This window comes from Bradyrhizobium sp. Leo114, from assembly GCF_055229415.2.
Genome location: NZ_JBUYEN020000079.1, coordinates 1 through 21067 on the forward strand (window position 1 = coordinate 1; position 21067 = coordinate 21067).

The window sequence follows — 21067 nt, forward strand, 5'->3', positions numbered from 1 at the left end:
GCTGCCGCCGGCGTCGCCGATGACGGCAGTCTTCATGCGGTCGTAAAGGATCTCATGGGGGATGCCACCGATCGCCTCGAATGCCGCCATATGGCAGCGCAGAACCGTCTGCATGTCCTGGTGCAGGGCAAAACGCGCCCAAATCAGCCGGCTGAAGCCGAGCACAAAGGAGAACAGCCAAACGATGCGGGTGACCGCCGGCTCATCGGTGAACTGCACCTGGAATTGAGCGAAGTCGACCTGCGCCTGGTCGCCCGGTGGCCTCTCGAAGCGAACTTCAAACGTTGGCAATGGGACCGGACGAATCTCGCGCAGCACATCGGTGACGGCGGTGTAGCCGCCCTCGTAGCCGCGTTCGCGCAGCTCCCGTAAGAGCCGGCGGCCGGTCAGACCGGGATACGCCGTCACCCGCCCGCCCAAATAGGACACGAATGGGTCGATCCGGCGCTGGCGTGGCTTGCGTGGACCATAAACCGGCGGCTCCAGGCCGCGAGCGATGCATTTGCGAACGGTCTTTCGATCGATCCCGAGTTCGCGGGCGATCGCCGAAACCGTCAGCCCCTGCCGATGAAGATCAAGTATCATGATGACTTCCCCAAGCTTGATCACCGCACCCGCTCCCTCGTTCTGGGCAGAGCAGGATCGGGTGATCGATTCGCCGCCCATCCTCAGGGCACGCCCTGAGGATGGGCGGCACGATCAACTGGGGATTTTTCAAACGGCACTTCTGGGGAGAATTACTCAGGCATCAACACCCGCGAGATCCTGGCCCGGCTGGCAAAGCGGCAGGGCCTTTCGTTGCGGCAGTCTTATGCGCGGGTGGGCAAGTTCGCCCTGATCAAGCATCAGCGCTATGCCCACGCCAAGCAGTTCAAGCGCGCCAACCGGGCCTTGAAGACGCTTAGAACCTATCTCGGTCGCGTCATCCGTGACATTGCCCGCAAGATCGAAGGCCGCACCGGCTTGCTTGGCGAGATTGTCCTCGAACGCATGCTGGCGCTGGCGCGACGGGTGCTTGACCAGAAGCAGCACCAGCGCGGCCCCAAGGTCTGCTCGCTGCACGCGCCGGAGGTGGGGTGCATCGGCAAGGGCAAGGCCCACCGGCCCTACGAGTTCGGCGTCAAGGTCTCGGTGGCCACCAACCTCGCGCCCGCCAAGGGCGGTCAGTTCGTCACCCATGTGAAAGCGCTGACCGGCAACCCCTATGACGGCCATACGCTCAAGACCGTGATCCCAGGCATGGAGGCGCTCGTCGGCAACGTCATCGAGCGCATGTGTCTCGACAAAGGCTATCGCGGCCACAATGCGCCGCCCGATTACAAGTTCAGGGTGTTCATCTCAGGCCAGAAGCGGCGGGTGACGCCAAAGATCAAGCGCGAGCTGCGCCGGCGCTCCGCCGTGGAGCCGGTGATCGGCCACCTCAAATCCGAGCACCGAATGGGCCGAAACTATCTCTGGCACCGCCAGGGCGACGCCACCAATGCCGTCCTCGCCGCCGCCGGCTACAACTTCCGTCGCCTCATCCGCTGGCTCGAGCTTTTGCTGCGCCAAATCCTCGTCCAGCTCATCCGCCGACTTCAGCTCCTCCCAAGCTGAAATCCGGGTTCTTCACGGTCGACTGGTTACACTCAGCAATCTGGGCCAAGCACCGTGATGGAGCGCGCCTTCATCAGAGTCAAACTTTCGCCGCGAACAGGAGCGCCTGCCGAGATCATCGCTGCTGTTAGCAATGCCTGAGATATGGGCCGCCTCTAGGGTGGCCACGACCAGTTGAAACTGAGGTTAGTCGAGCAAGTGGCTTCGTCGTAAATCTCAAAGCGTTCGCGACCGTAGGTGATGGAGCCCCGCCGCAAGCCAGTGACGAATACCGGAAAAATATCAATAGGGGACCCCGATCGCCAACGACTGGTTACGAGTTGCGATGCGAGGCCGAGGTCTTCATCGACGTTGCGGTGTTGCGAAGCGCGCGGTTCCGCCCACAGATCAGCACCGAACTGAGCAGACTGCGTGCTCATCGTCTCACGCGTTAGCTCCGCCGCGATGCTTATCCAGTGCGGTATGTAGGCACCTGATCAGGTGCTGTCCTGCGAATGGCTTGGCCAGCAAGCAAATCGCTCCCGCGCTCAGCGCCCGGGCGCGAACGCGATCATCGGGAAAGGCAGTGATGAAAATGAATGGAGCATCGCAACCTTCGGCCCGCATATGTGTCAGCAGGTCCAAGCCGCTCATAGCGGACATCTGCACGTCCGCAATCACACACGATGTTTCATTCAGGTGTGGCGAGCGCAAGAACTCCTCAGCGGATGCAAATGTATGGACTATGTAGCCGCGGGATTTCAAAAGATTATTTATGGCAGCACGGACGGAGCCGTCGTCATCGACCACGGAAATGAGCGAAGGCGTGAACAAAACGACCCCTCCTAACGCAGAAAAGGCGATTGCCGAAGCATAGTCGGCTGGGTCAAGGGTGGGCTTGAGAGATGAAATTGTATAGTCATACTTAGGCTTGTTCCGGCCGGTTGGGACGAATTCCCAGGGGCTCAGCCATTCTGATTAAATCGGCCAGCGACCGTGCGCCCATTTTCTTCATTACCTGTCCGCGGTAGATCTTGATGGTAATTTCGGCCAGCCCGAGCTCTGCGGCTATCTGTTTGTTCATCAGCCCAGCAGTGACCAGTTTCATCACGGCCTGTTCGCGTGGGCTTAAGGCCTCAAACGAGGACTGCAGGTTGGCAACCGTCTTCTCAACCTCCCGCCTTTTGCGATCCCGTTCGGTCGCGGCGACCACGGCGTCAAGCAGCTCCTGATCGCGAAACGGCTTGGTGAGAAAATCGACCGCTCCGCCCTTCATGGCCTTGACGGTCATGGGAATGTCGCCATGACCAGTGATGAAAATGATCGGAATGCGAAGGTTCAACTTGGCGAGCTCAGTCTGCAGCTCGAGGCCACTCAATCCCGGTAGCCTGACGTCAAGGACCAGGCAGCTGGCAACATCCGGAAGCTTGGCTTGCAGCATTTCTCGCGCCGATCCGAACGCAACAACGTCCAAGCCTACCGATCGAAAAAGATTCGCGAGCGAACGACGCATCGAGACGTCGTCGTCGATCACGAAGACGATCGCTCTTCCGCTCGGCTTCTCCGCTTGCGCGCCTCCGCGCGGCGAGTCACAGCGCCCGGTCACGACACGACCTCTTCATGCAACGGCAGGACCAATTGAAACGTCGCGCCCGACTCCTGCTTGCAGGCAATCGACAGGCTCCCTCCGTGAGCCTCCACGATCGAACGGCAGATCGAAAGGCCCATTCCAAGGCCGGTTGATTTGGTGGTGAAAAAGGGGTTGAACACCTGGTCAGCGTGTTCCTCGGTGATCCCAACGCCGCAATCTGTCACGGCGAGGTGCACGCCTCCCAGATCGTGTTGGGATGACCGGATCACCAGTTCGCGCGGTCGGTCTCTGACTGTTTGCATGGCCTCAATCCCGTTCATCACCAGATTCATGATCACCTGTTGCAGTTGAACCCGGTCACCCAGGATCATGGGGAGGGCCGCCGCCAACTCGGTCCGCAACGACACCTGGTGGCTGACCAGCTCGCGAGTCACCAGCGCGACAACCTCCTTGACGATCTCATTGATATTGAGCGGCACCATCTCGATCTCGCTTTTCTTGGCTAGCGTGCGAATGCGGCGAATCACCTCGCTCGCCCGGATGGCGTCCTCGATGATCCATTCCACTGAGCAGCGCGCGGCGGAAAGATCAGGAGTTTCGCGATCAAGCCAACCCAGACAAGCCTCGCCATTGGCGACAATGGCGGCCAGCGGCTGGTTTATCTCGTGCGCAATGGAGGTGGTCATCTCGCCCAGCGTCGTTACGCGTGTCACGTGCGCGAGCTCCGCCTGCGCCTTCCGCAGTTCTCGTTCAGCCTGATCTGCGCGGATGGTTGCGGTGATGTCAGTGCTGACGCCGCGATAGCCGAGGAAATTGCCGTCAGCATCAAAGAATGGCTTGCCGCTGGTCCGGACGTAAATTGGAGATCCGGTCCGGGTGACGGTGCGATAGATGAAATCGCGAAATGGAAGTCGCGCGTCGACTGTCGCCTGATGCTGCCGCCACTTCTCAGATTCCGCTTCGACATCGCCCGCAATTTCGCAGCGAAGCAGCCCGACGACTCCCGTGGCCAAAATGCTTGCTGCGCTGGTGTGCCCCGAAAAGCGGGTGACCCGGTGGTCCGGCCCGGTCTCCCAGAGCCAGTCGGAGGCCGTTTCGGCGTAGTCGCGAAAGCGCTGCTCACTTTCGCGCAAGTCAGCAAGAGCCTTTTCCAGCCGTTCCCTAGCTGCGTATTGCTCGGTGACATCCATATGCGTTCCGATGAGCTCGCTGACGTTGCCATCGCTACCGACCACAGCGTGCGCAACGGAATGTATGCGCCTTATCGCGCCTTTTGGAAGAAGGATTCGGAAATCATATTCGAAGTGCCCTCCCTTGTCTTCGATAGCCTGGCGCGGCACTTCCCGAAGCTGCGGCAAGTCGTCTGGATGGATACGCGACCGGATGGTCTCTATCGATACAGTCTCTTCCGGATCGAAGCCAAACAGACGATCGACTTCGGCGGAGCGATACACAAATTCGAGACGGTGGACGTCCCAGGACCAGCTGCCCGTGTGACTGAGACGCTGTGCTTCGGCCAGATAGGCCTCGCTACGGCGAAGCTGTTGTTCCGCCTGCTTTGCAGCCGTAATGTCCGTCACTGCCCCGACAAACTCGATATCGCCAGATGCGGTTCTAATGGCTCGTGCCAGCGCGTGGAGGTGCTTCACCGAGCCGTCCGGCAACAGCAGTCGGTATTCGTGCTCGAAATCCTCTAGGTTTCGGAGCGCTCGATCAATGGTCTGTCGCACGGCAGCCCGATCTTCTGGATGGGCTCGATCAATGACGAGTTGCGGGTTCAGTTTTGTCGCCGGATCGTGTTGGAAAATGCGAAAGGTCTCCTTTGACCAGATGACCTCGCCGGTGGCGACGTTCCAGCCGAAGCTGCCGGTGCGGCTCAATTCCTGCGCCTGGGCCAAATGGGCTTCACTCCGCCGCAGGGCAGTTTCCGTCCGCTTTCGCTCGGTGATATCTTCGCAGGCGATGAGGATGATGAGCTGGTCGTCTGCCCAATGCATGGCTTTGGCGTTTTCCCGCACCCACAGCACCGCGCCATCCTTCCTGACCTTCTGGATGTCCCAAGTGTGGGATTGGCCGACGGTTTCAACGCACAGCCCAAGGCATTTGCGAACAAGGGTAAGATCTTCTTCCAGAAAGACCTTCAGAACGGAATGCCCGACGAGCTCCGAGGGCGAATAGCCGAGCTGTGTTGCGCCCAACGTGTTCACGTTCAGGACCGTTCCGGCGGCATCGACCATGAAGTACATGACCGGGTTATGCTCGAAGACTTCGCGCCACCATTTCTCTCGATCTCGCAACTCAACCTCGCTGCGCCGGAGCTTGGCTGCGGCCTCAAGCGTGGCCGCCCTTTCCCGGCGGACTTTTCGGATGAGGTGGGTTCCGACAAGCAAGGCAACAAAGAGAATCACAACCACCGGAAGATCTTGCGGAGCATCGAACGCAAGATTGGAAGTAGGGGGCGTAAAGAAGTAGGCCAAAACAGCGATGGACAAGATGGAAAGCATGGCAGATACAATGAGGCTGCCCATAGCGAAAACCGCAAGACCACTACCAATAAGAGAACGCCATCGCGGCGAAATGGGTATGAAAGTACAAGGAAGTTGTCACCAGCGCCAGGACAATGCCACCAAAAACACGCTGCGCGACTAAGCGTCCGAGCTTCGTGAGGGTCCGAACTTGGTAAGGGGTCCAAACTTGGTAAGGCGCCCGAACTTGGTAAATCAGCCTGGCCTAAATAAATAACCTATCCCAAGGATCTGGAAAACTATACTAACGTTTTGACTCGGCTTTGCTTCCGCTCGTCCTGAGGTCCGCCGCTGCCGGTTGCGCGATGAGACCGCATTTTAAGCTAATTGAGCGATAGATTTCGATGGTACGCCTAGCCACTTCCGCGCTTCCAGACTTTCCAGACTTTTATGACGCCGAAGAACGGTGTCCCTGAGAAGCTAGCCGATCGAGGCGGCCCATCAAACCCTTTTTAGAACCCATACGGCCAGTGCGCATAGGACCCCAACAGAGCGCAACGGCCAGGCCGGCAGTTCGACTGAAAGGGGGCCGTTAGGGCCGTGCCGAATGTTAGCGAGCATCCTAAGCCTCTGCCGCCGCATGGGCGCGAGCGTGCCCTTTCGCGTTGCGGCGTGGGATCCGCACGGTAGGTTCCCCAGCGCGTGGACTCAATTGATAGCCAGATTCGCCCGGCGGCGAGGGTGATGAAAGCAATTTCGGTGTAGCTCGTACCGCAAGCGCCTCTTTGCGCTGCAAGAACGGTCTCGGCCCTCAGCAACCAAGTTCTCGATCTTACCTTGATCCAGAGGTACGGACGTTGTGATCGCGGCCACTTGGGGTGGGGCGGTGTCGCCCAGGTGCTCGGTAGTCGCCCCCAGGCAAGGAAAGCCGAGCTCGCATCGAGATGAAGTTGCCACGGGCAGTTTGGGGTTGAAGCCTTGAGGATGTGCGGTCCTGCCAAATGCGTCAGAGCGCGCCCAAGTCAACTACCAACTTCAGCAATTGATGGAATTGACTGACACATGGCAATCAGCCTCGACGGCCGCCACCGCAATGAACTGCGGATGCAATATGTGAAAAGCTTTGATGCGGTGCTGTGTCGGGAGTGCGCGTCAATGGCGATGGAGTGAAGCGTGGTGAAAGCAAACGCGACGACAAAGTACCTGCAAAGCCGACGCTTTCCGCTCCAGACGATGATCCCTATCTGTGGTTGGAACAGATCGAAGGCGCGCGGGCGCTGAAATTTGTTGAGCGGCAGAATGGCAAGACGCTGCAGGTGTTTGGCGAGCGGGATCGCGACGCGCTGACCTGGATTTACGATCGGATCGGCCGGACAATATTCCCTACGTCCGGCGGCGCGGCAGCTATCTCTACAATCTCTGGAAGGACGCCAACAATCCGCGCGGCCTCTTGCGACGAACCACTCTGGAAGAATTTCGCACGCCAAAGCCGTCATGGGAAGCTCTGCTCGAGATCGATCAGCTCGCGGTTAGCGAAGGCGAAGACCGGCTTCTGAGGGCGACGGTCTGGCCGCAGGGGAGTCATAGACGAACGATTTTGAGCCTATCGCGCGGCGGCAGTGATGCCGTCGCCCTGCGTGAGTTCGATACCGACACGTAGACGTTTGTCGGTGATAGCTTCGTCTTGCCGGAAGCCAAGAGCGCGGTTGAACGGCTCGATCCCGATACGCTGGTGCTGTCGAGCTCTCATAGGCAGGGCATGGCGACGACCTCCGGCTATGCGCGTACAGTGAGGATATGGCGGCGCGGTACGCAGGCGGATCAAGCGCAAGTGATCTTTGAGGTCGTAGCTGATCATGTTGAAGCCGGCTGCAATGTCGAGCGCACCGTCGTGCCGCCACGGCTGTGGTTCGTCGATCAGGTGGACGCCTTCAATTCTGCCACCCATCGCGACTGGCTCGCCATCAGACCGCGCGAGCCCTGATCTGTGGCAGGGCAGACCTATGCCGCGGATACGGTGCTCGTCATCTCTTTGGCCGCTTTCCTTCAAGGCAACCGTCAGTTCGAGGTTCTTTTCGAACCAAGCCCACGCCGGGCGCTGCAGGGGCTCTTTTGGAGTGCCGGTAGGCTTGTGCTTTCCATCCTCAACGAACTGCGGCCGTTCTTCGAGATCTGCTCGCCATCCGATAAAGGGTGGAGCCGCGCGCGACTGCGCGGGATTCCCGACATAGGGATAGTCCAGGTCTGGCCTCTTGATAGCGACCCATCCGAACGCAATGGCGACCTGCTCGTCGATAGCCAGGATCCGCTCACGCCAGCTTCGCTTATGCTGATCGAGAATAATGTCGGCAGTCCGACCGTGCTCAAGCAGGCGCCGAAGACCTTCACCGTGGATGGGCTGGTGGTCACCCAACATGAGGCCATTTCGATTGATGGCGAGCACATCCCCTACGTACGGACCGGTCCGGCCGGCGAGACGGGCGATGCGCCCGTCCATATGAGCGGCTACGGCGGCTTTGGAATCTCGATGAGGCCGTCCTACAATTCAGCGCTTGGCAAGCTTTGGCTCGAGCGCGGCGGCACCACGGTCCAGGCGCATCTACGCGGCCGTGGCGAGTTCGGCACGCGCTGGCACGATGCCGGCCGTCTCAGTGGCAAGAAATTGTCGCACGACGACTTCGCTGCCGTTGCCGCCGATCTCGTGCGTCGTGGCGTCACGGAGCCGAAGCGGATCGCAGCCCAGGGCGGATCGAACAGCGGCATCCTCATCACCAATATGCTGACGCGCTATCCGGAACGCTTCGGCGCGCTGGTCTACACGATCCCGCTGATCGACATGCGCCGCTACACCAAGCTTCTGGAAGGGGCAAGCTGGATTGCGATATGGGGACCCCGATAAGCTCGACCACTGGGAGTGGCTCAAGACCTATTCCGCGTATCATGCCGCCAAACGCGGCCAAACATACCCGCCGATCCTGATCGCCACCGCGGGCGGGACGATCGTGTTCATCCCGGACACGCGCGCAAGATGGCCGCGAAGCTCCAGGCGATGGGCTACGAGGCCTATTTCTACGAGCCTGCGGCGGGCGGTCATGGTTACGGTCGGGACAATAGGGAGCGGGCCGGGTTCGAGATTGCTGGGCTTTCGATTCCTGAAGAGCAAGATCGGCTGGCTTGACGGCGAGGCTTAGGCGGACCGGCGCTTGTGATCACACAAGCTCCAGCGTGATGGTTGCATGACATTTCAGCGGTAGGGGATTGGAAAGAAGCTTGGTTTGACCAGCCCTTTATGAGCCCTACGCCATCCAGCGGCATGGGGGGCAGCTTTTCCATTTCTAGCGTTTCAACGTTCGCGTGCAGAATACGATTGCGCAGCCGCCAATTTCGGGGCCGCAACCTCAACAACGATCATGGCGAGCTGGCTTGCCTGAGCTAGGCGCCGGTTCGCCCCACACGAAGGAGAAACGAGATGAATCAGCGGGATGTGGCCGAAGTCAACCTTCACGACCTACAGGTCTCAGATCCGCTGATTGGGAAATGCCAGCACTTGGTGAGGGAAGTGGCGATTCCCTACCAATGGAACGCGCTCAACGACCGCAATCCGCAAGCGACACCGAGCCACGCGGTAGAAAACTTCCGTATTGCCGCCGGACGTGCGAAGGGGGAGTTCTACGGCACGGTTTTTCAGGACAGTGATGTCGCAAAATGGCTAGAGGCGGCTGCTTGGTCGCTGTGCCAGACACCCAATCCGGACCTGGACAAAGCCGCCGATGAGCTGATTGAATTGATTGCGGCCGCCCAATGCGGCGACGACTATCTCAACACCTATTTCATGCTAAAGGCGCCTCAGGAGCGCTGGAGCAACCTAGCCGAATGCCATGAGCTTTACTGTGCCGGCCACTTGATTGAAGCGGGCATCGCTTTCTTTCTGGCTACTGGCAAACGACGCCTGCTGGACGTCGTTTGCAGACTTGCTGACCACCTCGCCACAGTTTTCGGCCCGGAGCGCGATCAGCTACACGGCTATGATGGCCATCCAGAAATTGAACTTGCATTGACGCGCCTCTACGAAGTGACGCAGGAGCAGCGATATCTGACGCTAGCCAATTATTTCGTGGAGCAACGGGGCACCGAGCCGCACTTCTATGACATTGAACACGAGAAACGCCGGCAATCCTGCGACGTCAAATCACATGGCATGCCCTGGACGGTGAAAAATAAGGCCTATAGCCAGGCGCGCACCTGCCAATTTCGGAACAGCGGACTGCAACCGGGCATGCGGTGCGTTTTGTATACCTCATGACTGCCGTCGCTCATCTCGCGCGTCTGCGTCAGAACGAGCAGCAACGCCAGGCTTGCCTGCGGCTATGGCAAAACATAGTGCAGCGCCAGATCTATATCACTGGGGGTATCGGCTCGCAAAGCTTCGGCGAAGCGTTCAGCAGCGATTACGATCTGCCGAACGTATCGCGTACGCGGAAAGTTGCGCGTCGATTGGGCTGATGATGTTGGCGCGCCGTATGCTGGAGATGGAAGTGGACAGTCGCTATGCCGACGTGATGGAGCGCGCGCTCTATAATACGGTTCTGGGCAGTATCGCTTTCGATGGGCGTCACTATTTCTATGTTAACCCGCTCGAAGTTCATCCCAAAACGCTGCGGTCCAATGGCATCTACAATCATGTCAGGCCGGTGCGGCAACGCTGGTTTGGCTGCGCGTGCTGTCCGCCGAACATCGCACGCCTTTTCACATCGATTGGTCATTACATCTATACGCCATGCTCCGACGCGCTCTACATCAATCTCTACATTGGCAATAGCGTGGCATTATCGGTTGGCGGGCATACGCCTGCGGTTGCTCATGAGCGGCAACTATCCTTGGAGGGACGAGGTGGAAATCGCCGTGGAATCTGCACAGCCGATCGCCCACACGCTCGCCCTGCGCCTGCCGGAATGGTGCAGCGCGCCGGCGGTGAGCCTGAACGGCGAACCTGTCCATTGCGAGTCGCGTAAGGGCTATTTGCACATTCACCGCACGTGGCGGCAGGGAGATCGCGTCAAACTATCGCTGCCGATGCAAGTACGCCGCGTATACGGTCATCCGCAACTTCGCAATTTGGCCGGCAAGGTGGCTATCCAGCGCGGCCCTTTGATGTATTGTGTGGAAGAAGCCGACAACGGGCCCGAGTTACACAACCTTTGGCTTCCTGCAGAAAGCCGGTTTTCGCTTGTCGAAGGTACTGGTCTCTTCGACAAGATTTTGCTGCAGGCTGATGGGTCCCGGTTGCAACACACGCATTCTGAAGAAACGGCACTTTGTCAGTACGACAAAGTGCCTGGACAGCTACAACCGCAGCGGCTGACATTCATTCCATGGTTCAGCTGGGCTAACCGCGGCGAAGGCGAAATGCGGATTTGGATTAAGGAGCGCTGACGCCGATGGCTGAGTGGCGCGTCCGTGAAGTTAATGCGTCGCCCGTGAAGTGCCCTTTAGGCCTTGATCGCGGATTCAATTTCCTAGCAACAACGGTTTTGAGATTGCAAGCTTTTGCGGCTTGAGGCCTCGGAAGCTTGCAAATTTGATCTTGAAGATAGAACCAAGCCGCTGGCGCGCATTGAATTTTTGCTGGAGTGGGAGTGGTGCTAACAACCAACAATCTTCTTGCCATCGGCAGGCGGCGCTTGGAATGAATAGAACCGTGCAGTCGGATGAACAATGAGAACCACCAACGACATCGCTTCATCCAAGGGACGTGCCGCGGCGCCGCTCTGCAATTCCCTCGTTGAAGGCCGTTACCGGGCTTCTCGCGCCAGGGTTGTCACGGATGGCCTTTCCGCCACGCCTAACCCATTGACAGCACATACCCTCGACAACCTACCCCAACTAGCAACATCCCTGCCGCGTCGCGCCGTTGTGCATGCGTTTGAGCCTGGCGATCGTCTAAGATCATCGGTTTTCAATTTCGCCGGCTCGGGCGTGGCAGCGGCTCGTTCAATCCGGCTTCTATGAGCACGCGCCACCGCGCCCGGCTCCCGCCTGCCACGCGACCTCACAGAACCCTCAAGATCCCGAATCGATTTTTCGACGATTGAGAGGAAGTCGGCTTTTGGAGGGCCGACCATGGGGAACGCGACGCCGGATTGCGAAGACGAGCTCGAGCCTTGGCTGAAGCCATTCCTGGATCGCTTGGGTCATAAGGCGCGGCGACAGATGTGTCCGCGTTACATTGCCGGGTTGATCGGCCCTGGTGAGCGCAAAAACATTCAACCGATGGCGTAACGCTCTGCAGCGCGCGAATACGATCAGCTGCACCATTTCATCGCTGATGGCGTCTGGGATGCGAAGCCGTTAGAGACAGAGCTGCTCAATCAGGCCGACCGGCTCGTCGGCGGCGATGATGCGGTGCCGGTTATCGACGACACCGCGCTGACGAAGAGGGGCGAACACTCGGTCAGTGTCGCGGCTCAATATGCCTCGGGCGTTGGCAAAATGGCAATTGCCCAACGTTGGCGTCGCTGACGCTTGTGCGCGGTGAAGTACCAGCGATGATCGCATTGCGTCTCTTCCTACCCGAGAGTTGGACCAGCGATACCGCAAGTTTGAAGCGCGGCGGCGTACCAGTCGAATACCGAACCCCACGATCCAAGCTTTTGGCCGAGATTGATCGCGCGATGGTAGCCGGCGTGCGGTTCGGTTCCGCTGGCCGATACAGGATACAGCCTCAGTGCGCCGTTTCGGCAAGGGGGCACGACGCGGGCTGGCCTGGGCCGATGGCATCCCTCGTCACCTGAAGGTGGACCCGGTCGGCGTCAAGCTGATCTGGCCGCTCGCAATGCGAGGGCGTCCCCGCAAGCGGTCCATTCCGGACATCCTGTCGCGCCCGCCGAAGACATGCTCGCGTGATCAAGCCCGAACTCCTCTTTCAACTGCTGATGCGCCTGGATCGGACGCCCACGCGTTCGGCACGCTCGACTTCCAGATAACTGAAAGCAGGCGCGCCACCCCGGCCGATTCGACCACAGGCGATAGCTCGTCAGGACTGCGAAGATTGATGGCTGGAATCCGAGGGGCAAAGAGTTCGAGAGTCCGCCATCATCTCGGGCGTATCGGAGCTGACCCTTGCTTTCTTGATGCGCGGACCATCTTGCGGTGCGTCAGCCGTGTTCGGATTATCTACGATGGCTGTCCGATAGTCAGCTAGATTGCCGCCCAGAAACAAGACCTCGGTCTCCTCGGTCGGTATTCCCCTCACCCAATCTCGCAGCTCCTCATCTCCGGGAGCATGCCCACGCTCTAAAATATCGTTGATTTTTTTGATCGGCCAAGCGGTGACGCTTGGTACCGTGTAGGTGTGCAGCTTCTTAGCATTCTTTGCAATCGCCTTCGCGCCATTCTCACTGTCGTCCTTTGAAAGGAGCAGTCGTGAGGGGTCCTGGCACAATGACACAAAAGGACTCTCTCTAAGGCCTTTGGTATGCCATGCAGCGAGGCGCGCCATATCAATTTCGTCCTCTCTTTCGTCGTCCGAGCAGATAGCAGCCTTTGAAACATGCGGGGTCGCGTGAGCACGCAAATCCGCTAAGGAACGCACATGCGCGATGGCACTCACCTCCTCCTCTAGGAGGGGCTCGCAATCGATGTCCTCGTTCTGAAAACGGTGCAGCGGCAGATACGATGATGCCACCACGTCGTCGAAGATGCGGTCGCCGTCAACACTGCCGGCACAAGATCCGGTGGTTCGTGGCCACTGTACTGCTCGCTGCGCAGCGAGTTTGATCTCGTTCTTTAGCGCCTTAACGTTCGCTCCGGTTAGCGATCCGGCAAGTTCGGCGCGCCCCCTGACAAAGGAAGCGGCCGGGCACCGCTCGCTTTCCTGGATAGCGCACGCTCTCAGAGTGCCTTTCGTCATGGTCGAGGGTGATCCAATCCCGGAATCCATCAAAGCGACAGCTGAATCCGATGTTCGGTGGATTGGCCGCAACTCACTCAGCTGCTGCTCAAAGTTCGCTTGATCCGGGGACGGGTGTGCTGGTGAGCTGGTTTGTGCGCTCAGGTCGCCCGGCTGTTGCTGCGCCCGCTGCCGCTGCCGCAGGAGATCGTCAGCTTCAATGGAGTCTTTTGCGGTGTTGGGTGGATCGATATTCATCTGTTCCCCTCCAGCATGGGTCATTTCAGGCTTTCGAGAAGCTGACGAGTCAGGAAGGAATGCGACCGACGCCCAACTTTTCGGGCGCTTCCCCGCTCGGCTGCCGTCGCTGCGGAGGAGATCCGTGCGCCGGATCCCTTGGTCGCTCTCCTCTGACGAAGCGTGCGGCAATTCCTCGAGCAGCTGCTCAAAGCTCGCTTGCGAGCTCGCGTCGTCCGACTCTTGACCCGGCGGAATCTCGGCATTCTGCGGAGCCGATCCTGATAGTGATGGGTTCACCTGCCGAGGATTGAAGTGCGAGCCGTCCATACCGTTCTCCATTCGAAATCAAGCTGCAGATCTATGCAGCCCAGCTCAGATCTGGCGCAAGCAGCACAGAGGCCCGCAAGTTTGAGACACGAATCATGTGAACCTCGGAAAGAGCAACTTGCGCCCTAGTAAACAGGCGACAATCGCGTCCCGATCTCCGGGCTCAATGTAGGAGATCTAGCTTTCGGCAAGCTGACGAAACCATGCACCCTAAAGGCCCGTTCTTGGGGGCCGTCGCTACGGTGACGCTCCTGCGGCTGCTTCTTTTTTCCAGGTGTCGCTTTCGCGAGAGATTCGGTCTGCGCGGCGGTTTCTGATCCAGCGGGTTTGCGCCGGGCCGCCATAATCCTATCGCTGCTCGAATCCAGCCAATGTAAGCCGCCTACAGTGAGGGGGTGGGCGGCTTCGTCGTGAGGTTGATAGCTTGCGACAGAGGCTCGCGGCGCCCGTCGCGGAGACCGTCGAAGTTACCTCCGTGGCGGCGACAAGCGAGACATACGTCCCGCCTAGAGCGGGGACGTCATGTTCTTTGCGGTTTGCTATCGAGCTCTGAACATGACCGAAATCGAGATTAGGAAGAATCGGCGGAACGCGGCCAGAGTTATTGACCTTCAGCAGCTTCGACTGGCCGTTGCTGCTTGCGACTACGGAAGCTTTGGACGCGCCGCCGAAGTGCTTTCGATCAAGCACACGGTGCTGAGCCGTTCCGTCGGTCAGCTTGAGCATCTGGTTGGGACTTCGCTGTTCGACCGCTCGAGCGGGGGGATCAAGCCCACTCTCGCTGGCCGAGCAGTTCTGCGAATTGCCCGTTTGATTTTGGAACAAGTCGATGCGCTCGTCGACACGGGAGTATCCAATGGACGCGGCGAATCCGGTCTCCTTACCATTGGCTTCTGCACATCCATTTCGACCGGGAATTTGCGGGCGACGATAGGTGAGCTCAAGAAGCTGCTACCACGGCTCGAATTGGCAACGATGGAACGCTCTCGCTTCGGTCTGATGACTGCCCTCCGTAACGGAACGGTCGACGTTGTCGTTAGCCCTGGACGTCTACCTTCAAAAGACACCAGATCACTACTGCTCTGGAGCGAACGCATTCTGATCTCGCTGCCGCAGGATCACTGCCTGGCGGCACGCGAGATCATCTATTGGACCGATTTGCGTAAACGAAAAGATCCTTCTAAGTGAGTATGATCCCGGACGAGAGCTCGAGGATCTCTTGATTTCGAAGCTCGTTCTACCTGACGATCGCCCCGCCGTAGAGCGCCATGACGTAAGCCTTGGCATCATCAAGAGTCTGACGAGTATGGGCATGGGGCTCAGTCTAGTGATGGAATCGGATATTGGTGCAAGTTTCGCTGGCCTTGTGTACCGGGAGTTGCAGGACGGAGCGGAGCCAAGCCGGGTGGACTTCTACGCGCATTGGCGCGACGACAATGAGAACCCGGCTCTGAAGCGTTTCCTCAATCTGTTGGCAGAACGCTAGGGCTGCGGGAAGCTGCCGCAGATAGGAGGTCGGCGCCCGGCGTTGTTCTCAAGCGTCCCGTTGGCTCAAGCGGTCCGTTCAAAGAGCACGCCGAACTGCCCACGGATATCACCGACGATGACGGTTCGAAGAAGGCGAGCCGCCCTAAGCTCGCCGGCCACGAGCCGCGGAAGCAGCATGCAAAGCGGAGCAATGATCCGGCAGCCGACCGGAAGGCCGCACTCGCTTTTGAGAAGGAACAGAAGCGACGCGAGCGCGAGGATGCAAAGGAAGAGGCGGCTCGGCAGAAGAAGCGCGAGCGACGGCAGCACGCCATCGACAAAGCGCAAGCCGCCTTGGACGCAGCTCGTCAGAAGCACGAAAAGAATGCTGCCGACATTCGAGCTGAGGTCGAGGTTCTCGAGGCGCGAGCGCAAGCCGAAGAGGCGCGTTGGGATAAGGAGAAGGCGCGGCTGGAAGCTTCGTTGCGACGCGCGCGAGGGTACCAGCATACGCGGTTTGCGAGCCAGCATCTGTTCGAGCCACGAACCCTTCGGCGCGCCCGGTTTGCTTGCCTGCTGACAACGGCGCTACTGCCGATGATGAGTAGGCGCCTGAGCGTGCGTTCGCCCATCTTGGATGTCACGCCGAGCTTCTGCTTGCCGTCCGTCGATCTTTGAAGGGGCGTGAGACCGAGCCAGGCCGCGAAGTCACGACCTTTGGCAAAAGTCTCGGCCGGCGGTGCTAGAGCGGCGATCGCGGTGGCGGAGATCGGGCCGATGCCAGGAACGGTCATCAGCCTGCGCGATACTTCGTCCTCGCGAGCGCGTCGCGCGATCTCCTTGTCGAGACCCGCGATCTTGCCGTTGAGGCCGGCGAACAGGTCCAACATCACTCGGAACATGGTGCGGGCCGCTTCGGGAAGCGAACTGGCCATCGCTTCCTCCTCGATCAGATCGGCAAGCGTCGCCACATGCGACGGCCCCTTGGGTGCAATCCAACCATATTCAGTGAGGTGACCCCGGATCGCGTTGATGAGCTGGGTTCGCTGCCGCACTAACAGATCACGGGTCCGAAACACCAGACCCGCCGCCTGTTGCTGTTCGCTCTTCACGGCCACGAACCGCATGCTCGGCCGCTGCGCCGCTTCGCAGATCGCCTCGGCATCGATCGCGTCGTTCTTTTGCCGCTTCACGAACGGTTTTACATAGGCGGGCGGGATCAGCCGAACTTCATGGCCAAGCTGGGTGAGCTGACGCGCCCAGTGATGGGCTCCGCCACATGCCTTTAAAGCTACCGTGCAACGCGGCTGGGCTGCGAAGAAATCCAAGAGCTTTCCTCGGCTGATCCGTTTGCTGAATACAGCCCGTCCTTTCCCGTCCGCTCCATGAACGTGGAAAACATGCTTAGCGATATCCAGACCGATTGTGCTAACCTGCAACACGGACGCCTCCCTTAAGTGGTGCTAAACACCTCCACTTTGGCACATCGATGCCGTCGGCGGGGCGTCCACCCCATCATAAATCTTCGTCGATGTCCGCTTCGCCCGATACCGACCGCTTATCGGCCACACGGCTCCGAGGGCTTTAGCCACTTCAGCACGTCCTCAGTGTCGAACTCGAACTGCTTGCCCCGACCACCATGAGATTTGACCGGCATTCCGTTCTCGACCCATGCGGAAATCGTCGGCAGCGAATAGCCGAAGATGTCCGCAAGCTCTTGCCGGTTGACGACCTTGCCCATTATTCGTCGATCTCGACGCCCATAGCGGTCAGTTCGGTGTCGATGGCCGCGATGCGCCGATTAAGCTCGGCGACAACGGCGGCCTTGACCGCTGCGACCATCTCGGCGTCCTGATACGTGCCCCTGATCGTCACGCCGAGACCATCGCCGTGATCTGCAATGCGGCGCGCTCCGCACAGCTCGTCGCGTCGCTTCAGAAGGCGCTCGAAGTCGCATGCCTGGGACAGCTTCATGCGAGCCCCCGATCCGCCCGAGCAGCGAGATCAGCGACGACGATGTCCATCTGGCGGAAGGTGGACGCCATGTCGCCTTGGTAGTTGAGGACCGACCGATGCGCCTTGACTTCAAGCTCGGCCTTCTCGGTGAAATGATCCTGCGGGATAAGGCCGGGGCGGACGATCTCGATGACCCATCCACCCATGCGGTCGATGGCTTCGCCCTCATTGGCGTGCCTCACATCCTCGAAGACGACGCGCTTCGGGGTCTCGATGTAGAGTTTGTCGGTCTCGGTGCCGATCCAGAAGTCCGAACCCATATGGTCGCGGCCCCAAAGACCACCGAGCCCTTCCATCGCGTGTCGGGGCGACCGGCCACCCAGCCAGGGCGTCGGCTTCTCTTTCAGATCGCCCTCGATCATGCGCTCGATGGTGGCTTCGTCGCAGTGCCGATACTCGAGTGTTCGCGAACCTCTTGCTCGCCTCGGCCAATATTTCCTCATCATGATAGCGACCGGAAATGTGTGTCAGAATGAGCAGCCTGACGCCCGTCGTTGCCGCGAGCGTGGCGGCTTCGGCCGCGGTAAGATGCCCGTAATCGCGGGCGATGGACGCATCGCGTTGGAGAAAAGTCGCCTCGATCACCAGCACGTCGGCATCGCCAACGTGCTCAGCCAGGCCATCGACAGTCTCGGTATCGCCAACGATGACAAGCTTCTTGCGTCCCTCCGGCGGCCCGAGGACGTCTTCGGGATCGATCGTCTTGCCATCCGCGAGTGTAACGGGCCTTCCTTCCGCCAGCTCCTTGCGCACGGGACCGTCCGGCACCCCGAGGGCCGAAAGGCGGTCTGGCCGAAGATGGCGACGGACCTTACTTTCGAAGGAAAACCCGAAGCTGTCTGTGTCGCGGTGGGGGATCGGAAAGCACCCGATCGTGAAGGCGCCGGCGTCGAGAACCTGGCCGGTCGCCAGCGGAACGAGATCTAGCGGAACGGGCGCACGCCCTTCTCCCCACAAGCCCGCGAGCATCTGGACGACGACGTCGAGGGTAGCGAAGGTAGGCGCGCAGCATGTCCTTCAGCGCGCCAGCGAACCGGCCGCGCACAAACCCGTGGCGCTCGATGAGATGGCGGGCCACGGTGGTCTTGCCGGACCCGATAAAGCCCTTGAGGCCGATAACGATCATGAAAGGAAGGCTCCGATTGGATCTATACGGTCTCAATCGGTATTGTTTCTTTCGAGCGCGTTTCGGTATCCCCTCAGTCCGCCGGACGACGCCGGACCAAAATATCAATTTCGCCCGTCAAAAATCGCCAGTTCGATGTTTTCCGGGTCCGCCTGGGGCCCCCATCCTGCAACCGACCCGAGAACAGAAAGCGCCTTTTGAAATTTTGTATCTAGCGATATCGGGCGGTCGCGCGTCACCCGCATGGGGAAGGGCCCTGGCAGGACCCAAAGTGTTACAACTCTGCGAGATGCTCGAAGCCGGCAAGAGGTGCGAAGAGCTAGATCATGGATGCTGATCCCGAGCGATGTCGGTTCCGAGGTTGGCGGGTGCGAACGCTGCGTGACCATGGCCACGTCAGGTTCTCGACAGCTTCCCACAGTAGGAGACCTGCTCAGGTAATCTTGAACGTGAGGCTAACGTGGACCCGCAAGACTTTGATCCATTTAATGTGGCAGCTTCGTCGCAGGTGCAGCACGCCGCTTCGGAAGAGCCGCAGACGGGCCAGGCCCGCCAATTTGAGCAGCACTTGGCCCAGGCAAGCCAGGCCGCTCCCGTTGCCAGCAGGCCCTCCAGCTATCCACATCTGTCTACAAAAGACCGGAACTTTATCGATAGCGTGATCACTCAATATGCGGCTCAGAAAAAGCCAAAACCTGAAACGGTTAGAGGCTATACTCAGGCACTTCGTCGACTTGGGAATGATCTCCGCGCTCGCGGCCAGACGACCGATCTAGCAAACCACAAGTCCCTGCTCGAGCACGCAACTACTTTCTTTCCGAAAGACAACAAAATGAAGAAAGCGGTGGCCGTCCTTCGTGCGTATCATGGCACCAGTCATTTAGTTTCTCGCGAGGAACCGCGCGCGCTCTCCTCAGGGAAAGACGCATCTAACGATGTCCAACAATCCCTTGGCGAAAGGACGGATGCACGCGCCAGGAGCAATCTCCTGCCAAGCGAAGGGGTCCTTATCAATCATGAGCATGACGCGGCTCAATCGAGAGCAGCGAAGAGACAGAGGGCGCTGCCCGATCTTGAAGAGGTTGTGATATACCGACAGTCAAGCGCGAACGCCGCTTCAGCAGAAAGTAGCGGTGCACCGCGGGTTGCAGCAACAGGCGTCATAGTCCGAGGGCATCCGGATAAGCGGCCTCTTTATTCCGAGGATGCTGCTGTCGTCCTGAAGCTTGAGCACGCCCTCATAGAGGGCGGCATGAGCAGCCAAGGGGCGCATGAGCATGGAAGCCGCCTCATTAACTATAGCCGTTGGCTGTTCAAAGATAACCGACCGGGCATTGTTGCTCGGCTGGACAGCAAGTCGCTGATCGACGATGGTGCCATACACAAATACCCCGGAGGGAATACTGCGAAACTCCTTAGATCCTTAGAGTATTTCCGCACCTTGCGGGCGACGGGAGTGGTCGTGCCCAAGAAACCCGGCGGCCCTCGCGCTGAGCTTAATCCTTCCCCCCAGAACGTCGCCCTCATCAATCCCGAAACCGCGGCGCTGATGGAACCGCGGCGCATCGACGACGCCGCTGCGCAGCACAGCGTGCCGCACCAAGCGGGTACTCGGCTAGAGGAGCTTCAGGAAGAACAGGACGGTCACCCCGCCGTATCGGCTTTCATGCAGGCGCAAGCCGCATTCCGTTTAGAGCAGCTCCCGCAGGGAGAGCTTCAGCGACTGGAAAAACAATTGCATGACGAGCGTCACGGACTAGGAGACAATCATTCTGCTCTGTCGTTTTCCATCGATTCGGAAGACCTTACTTTGGATCCCGAGCTGTTCTCTCTAGAGGACCTTCTGCGACCGCTTGATGACGAGCCAGCAGAGGAGCTTCAGGAAAGGCGAGATGAACACTCCGCCCCGTCGGCTTTCATTCAAGCGCAAGCCGCATTCCATTCAGAGCAGCTCCCTCAGGGAGAGCTTCGGCGAGTGCTGGATCATCTGGATGATGAAGCCATGCCGTCAGCAGTCTCCGACCCTTCAGAGGAGCTTCAGCGACTGGAAAAAGAGTTGCATGACGAGCTTCACGGACTAGGAGACAATCATCCTGCTCTGTCGTTCTCCATCGATCCGGAAGAGTTTACTTTTGATCCCGAGCAGTTCTCTCCAGGGGAGCTTCGGCGACTGCTTGATGCCGAATCCGCAGAGGAGCTTCACGAAAGGCGAGATGATCACCCCGCCCCGTCGGCTTTCATTCAGGCGCAAGCCGCATTCCATTCAGAGCAGCTCCCTCAGGGAGAGCTTCGGCGAGTGCTGGATCATCTGGATGATGAAGCCATGCCGTCAGCAGTCTCCGACCCTTCAGAGGAGCTTCAGCGACTGGAAA

Annotated in this window: 10 protein-coding genes and 9 pseudogenes; 8 read left to right on the forward strand and 11 right to left on the reverse strand. The window is 59.3% G+C overall.

Annotated features, from left to right (window positions below; all coding sequences use genetic code 11):
- Positions 1-609, reverse strand: a 609-nt coding sequence (istA, locus tag ACZIRK_RS41925) for an IS21 family transposase (protein WP_474419537.1), incomplete at its 3' end; no start/stop codon positions are given.
- A 147-nt stretch (positions 610-756) separates the two neighbouring features.
- Between istA and ACZIRK_RS41930 the strand changes: the two are divergent.
- Positions 757-1596: pseudogene (locus ACZIRK_RS41930) on the forward strand (transposase family protein); the annotation flags it as partial.
- A gap of 423 nt (positions 1597-2019) precedes the next feature.
- On the opposite strand, the gene ACZIRK_RS41935 reads toward ACZIRK_RS41930, so the two are convergent.
- From ACZIRK_RS41935 to ACZIRK_RS41945, 3 genes and pseudogenes are all read right to left on the reverse strand, one after another.
- Positions 2020-2409 carry a response regulator transcription factor gene (locus tag ACZIRK_RS41935; protein WP_028168832.1) on the reverse strand — a complete coding sequence of 130 codons (390 nt, stop codon included), beginning with the start codon at positions 2407-2409 and terminating at the stop codon, positions 2020-2022.
- A gap of 91 nt (positions 2410-2500) precedes the next feature.
- Positions 2501-3181 carry a response regulator transcription factor gene (locus ACZIRK_RS41940; RefSeq protein ID WP_028168833.1) on the reverse strand — a complete coding sequence of 227 codons (681 nt, stop codon included), beginning with the start codon at positions 3179-3181 and terminating at the stop codon, positions 2501-2503.
- Positions 3178-5788 (reverse strand): annotated as a pseudogene (locus ACZIRK_RS41945) (PAS domain S-box protein). Before ACZIRK_RS41945 ends, ACZIRK_RS41940 begins: the two are co-directional and overlap by 4 nt.
- A gap of 1009 nt (positions 5789-6797) precedes the next feature.
- On the opposite strand from ACZIRK_RS41945, the pseudogene ACZIRK_RS41950 reads away from it, so the two are divergent.
- From ACZIRK_RS41950 to ACZIRK_RS41970, 5 genes and pseudogenes are all read left to right on the forward strand, one after another.
- A pseudogene (locus tag ACZIRK_RS41950) lies at positions 6798-8822 on the forward strand (prolyl oligopeptidase family serine peptidase).
- 278 nt (positions 8823-9100) lie between these two features.
- Entirely contained in the window at positions 9101-9934 is an 834-nt protein-coding gene (locus tag ACZIRK_RS41955) for a beta-L-arabinofuranosidase domain-containing protein (RefSeq protein ID WP_207231139.1), read from the forward strand.
- Positions 9913-10331: pseudogene (locus ACZIRK_RS41960) on the forward strand (beta-L-arabinofuranosidase domain-containing protein); the annotation flags it as partial. The gene ACZIRK_RS41955 and the pseudogene ACZIRK_RS41960, both read left to right, overlap by 22 nt.
- A complete protein-coding gene (locus tag ACZIRK_RS41965) occupies positions 10312-11064 on the forward strand; it encodes a glycoside hydrolase family 127 protein (protein ID WP_283813548.1) in 753 nt (250 codons plus the stop codon). The pseudogene ACZIRK_RS41960 and the gene ACZIRK_RS41965, both read left to right, overlap by 20 nt.
- A 687-nt stretch (positions 11065-11751) precedes the next feature.
- Positions 11752-12531: pseudogene (locus ACZIRK_RS41970) on the forward strand (IS701 family transposase); the annotation flags it as partial.
- A gap of 133 nt (positions 12532-12664) precedes the next feature.
- Here ACZIRK_RS41970 and ACZIRK_RS41975 read toward each other — a convergent pair.
- On the reverse strand, positions 12665-14086 hold the full coding sequence (locus ACZIRK_RS41975) for a hypothetical protein (RefSeq protein WP_474419536.1): 1422 nt from the start codon (positions 14084-14086) through the stop codon (positions 12665-12667).
- A 555-nt stretch (positions 14087-14641) separates the two neighbouring features.
- Between ACZIRK_RS41975 and ACZIRK_RS41980 the strand changes: the two are divergent.
- Positions 14642-15572 (forward strand): annotated as a pseudogene (locus ACZIRK_RS41980) (LysR family transcriptional regulator).
- Between the two features lie 65 nt (positions 15573-15637).
- On the opposite strand, the gene ACZIRK_RS41985 reads toward ACZIRK_RS41980, so the two are convergent.
- The 6 genes and pseudogenes from ACZIRK_RS41985 to ACZIRK_RS42010 all read right to left on the reverse strand — a co-directional run.
- Positions 15638-15883 carry a hypothetical protein gene (locus tag ACZIRK_RS41985; RefSeq protein WP_165435560.1) on the reverse strand — a complete coding sequence of 82 codons (246 nt, stop codon included), beginning with the start codon at positions 15881-15883 and terminating at the stop codon, positions 15638-15640.
- 171 nt (positions 15884-16054) lie between these two features.
- Positions 16055-16995: pseudogene (locus ACZIRK_RS41990) on the reverse strand (IS110 family RNA-guided transposase); the annotation flags it as partial.
- A 116-nt stretch (positions 16996-17111) separates the two neighbouring features.
- Positions 17112-17294: a terminase small subunit gene (locus ACZIRK_RS41995; RefSeq protein WP_028168835.1), complete on the reverse strand. Its 183-nt coding sequence runs from the start codon at positions 17292-17294 to the stop codon at positions 17112-17114.
- Positions 17294-17527, reverse strand: coding sequence for a hypothetical protein (locus ACZIRK_RS42000; RefSeq protein WP_035692697.1), 234 nt, complete (start codon positions 17525-17527; stop codon positions 17294-17296). Before ACZIRK_RS42000 ends, ACZIRK_RS41995 begins: the two co-directional genes overlap by 1 nt.
- Complete coding sequence (locus ACZIRK_RS42005; RefSeq protein WP_051397283.1) at positions 17524-17931, reverse strand: hypothetical protein; 408 nt, start codon at positions 17929-17931, stop codon at positions 17524-17526. The genes ACZIRK_RS42000 and ACZIRK_RS42005 overlap by 4 nt, the downstream gene beginning before the upstream one ends.
- Before the next feature lie 25 nt (positions 17932-17956).
- Positions 17957-18559, reverse strand: a pseudogene (locus ACZIRK_RS42010) (MBL fold metallo-hydrolase); the annotation flags it as partial.
- 596 nt (positions 18560-19155) lie between these two features.
- Between ACZIRK_RS42010 and ACZIRK_RS42015 the strand changes: the two are divergent.
- Positions 19156-21067, forward strand: a pseudogene (locus ACZIRK_RS42015) (hypothetical protein); the annotation flags it as partial.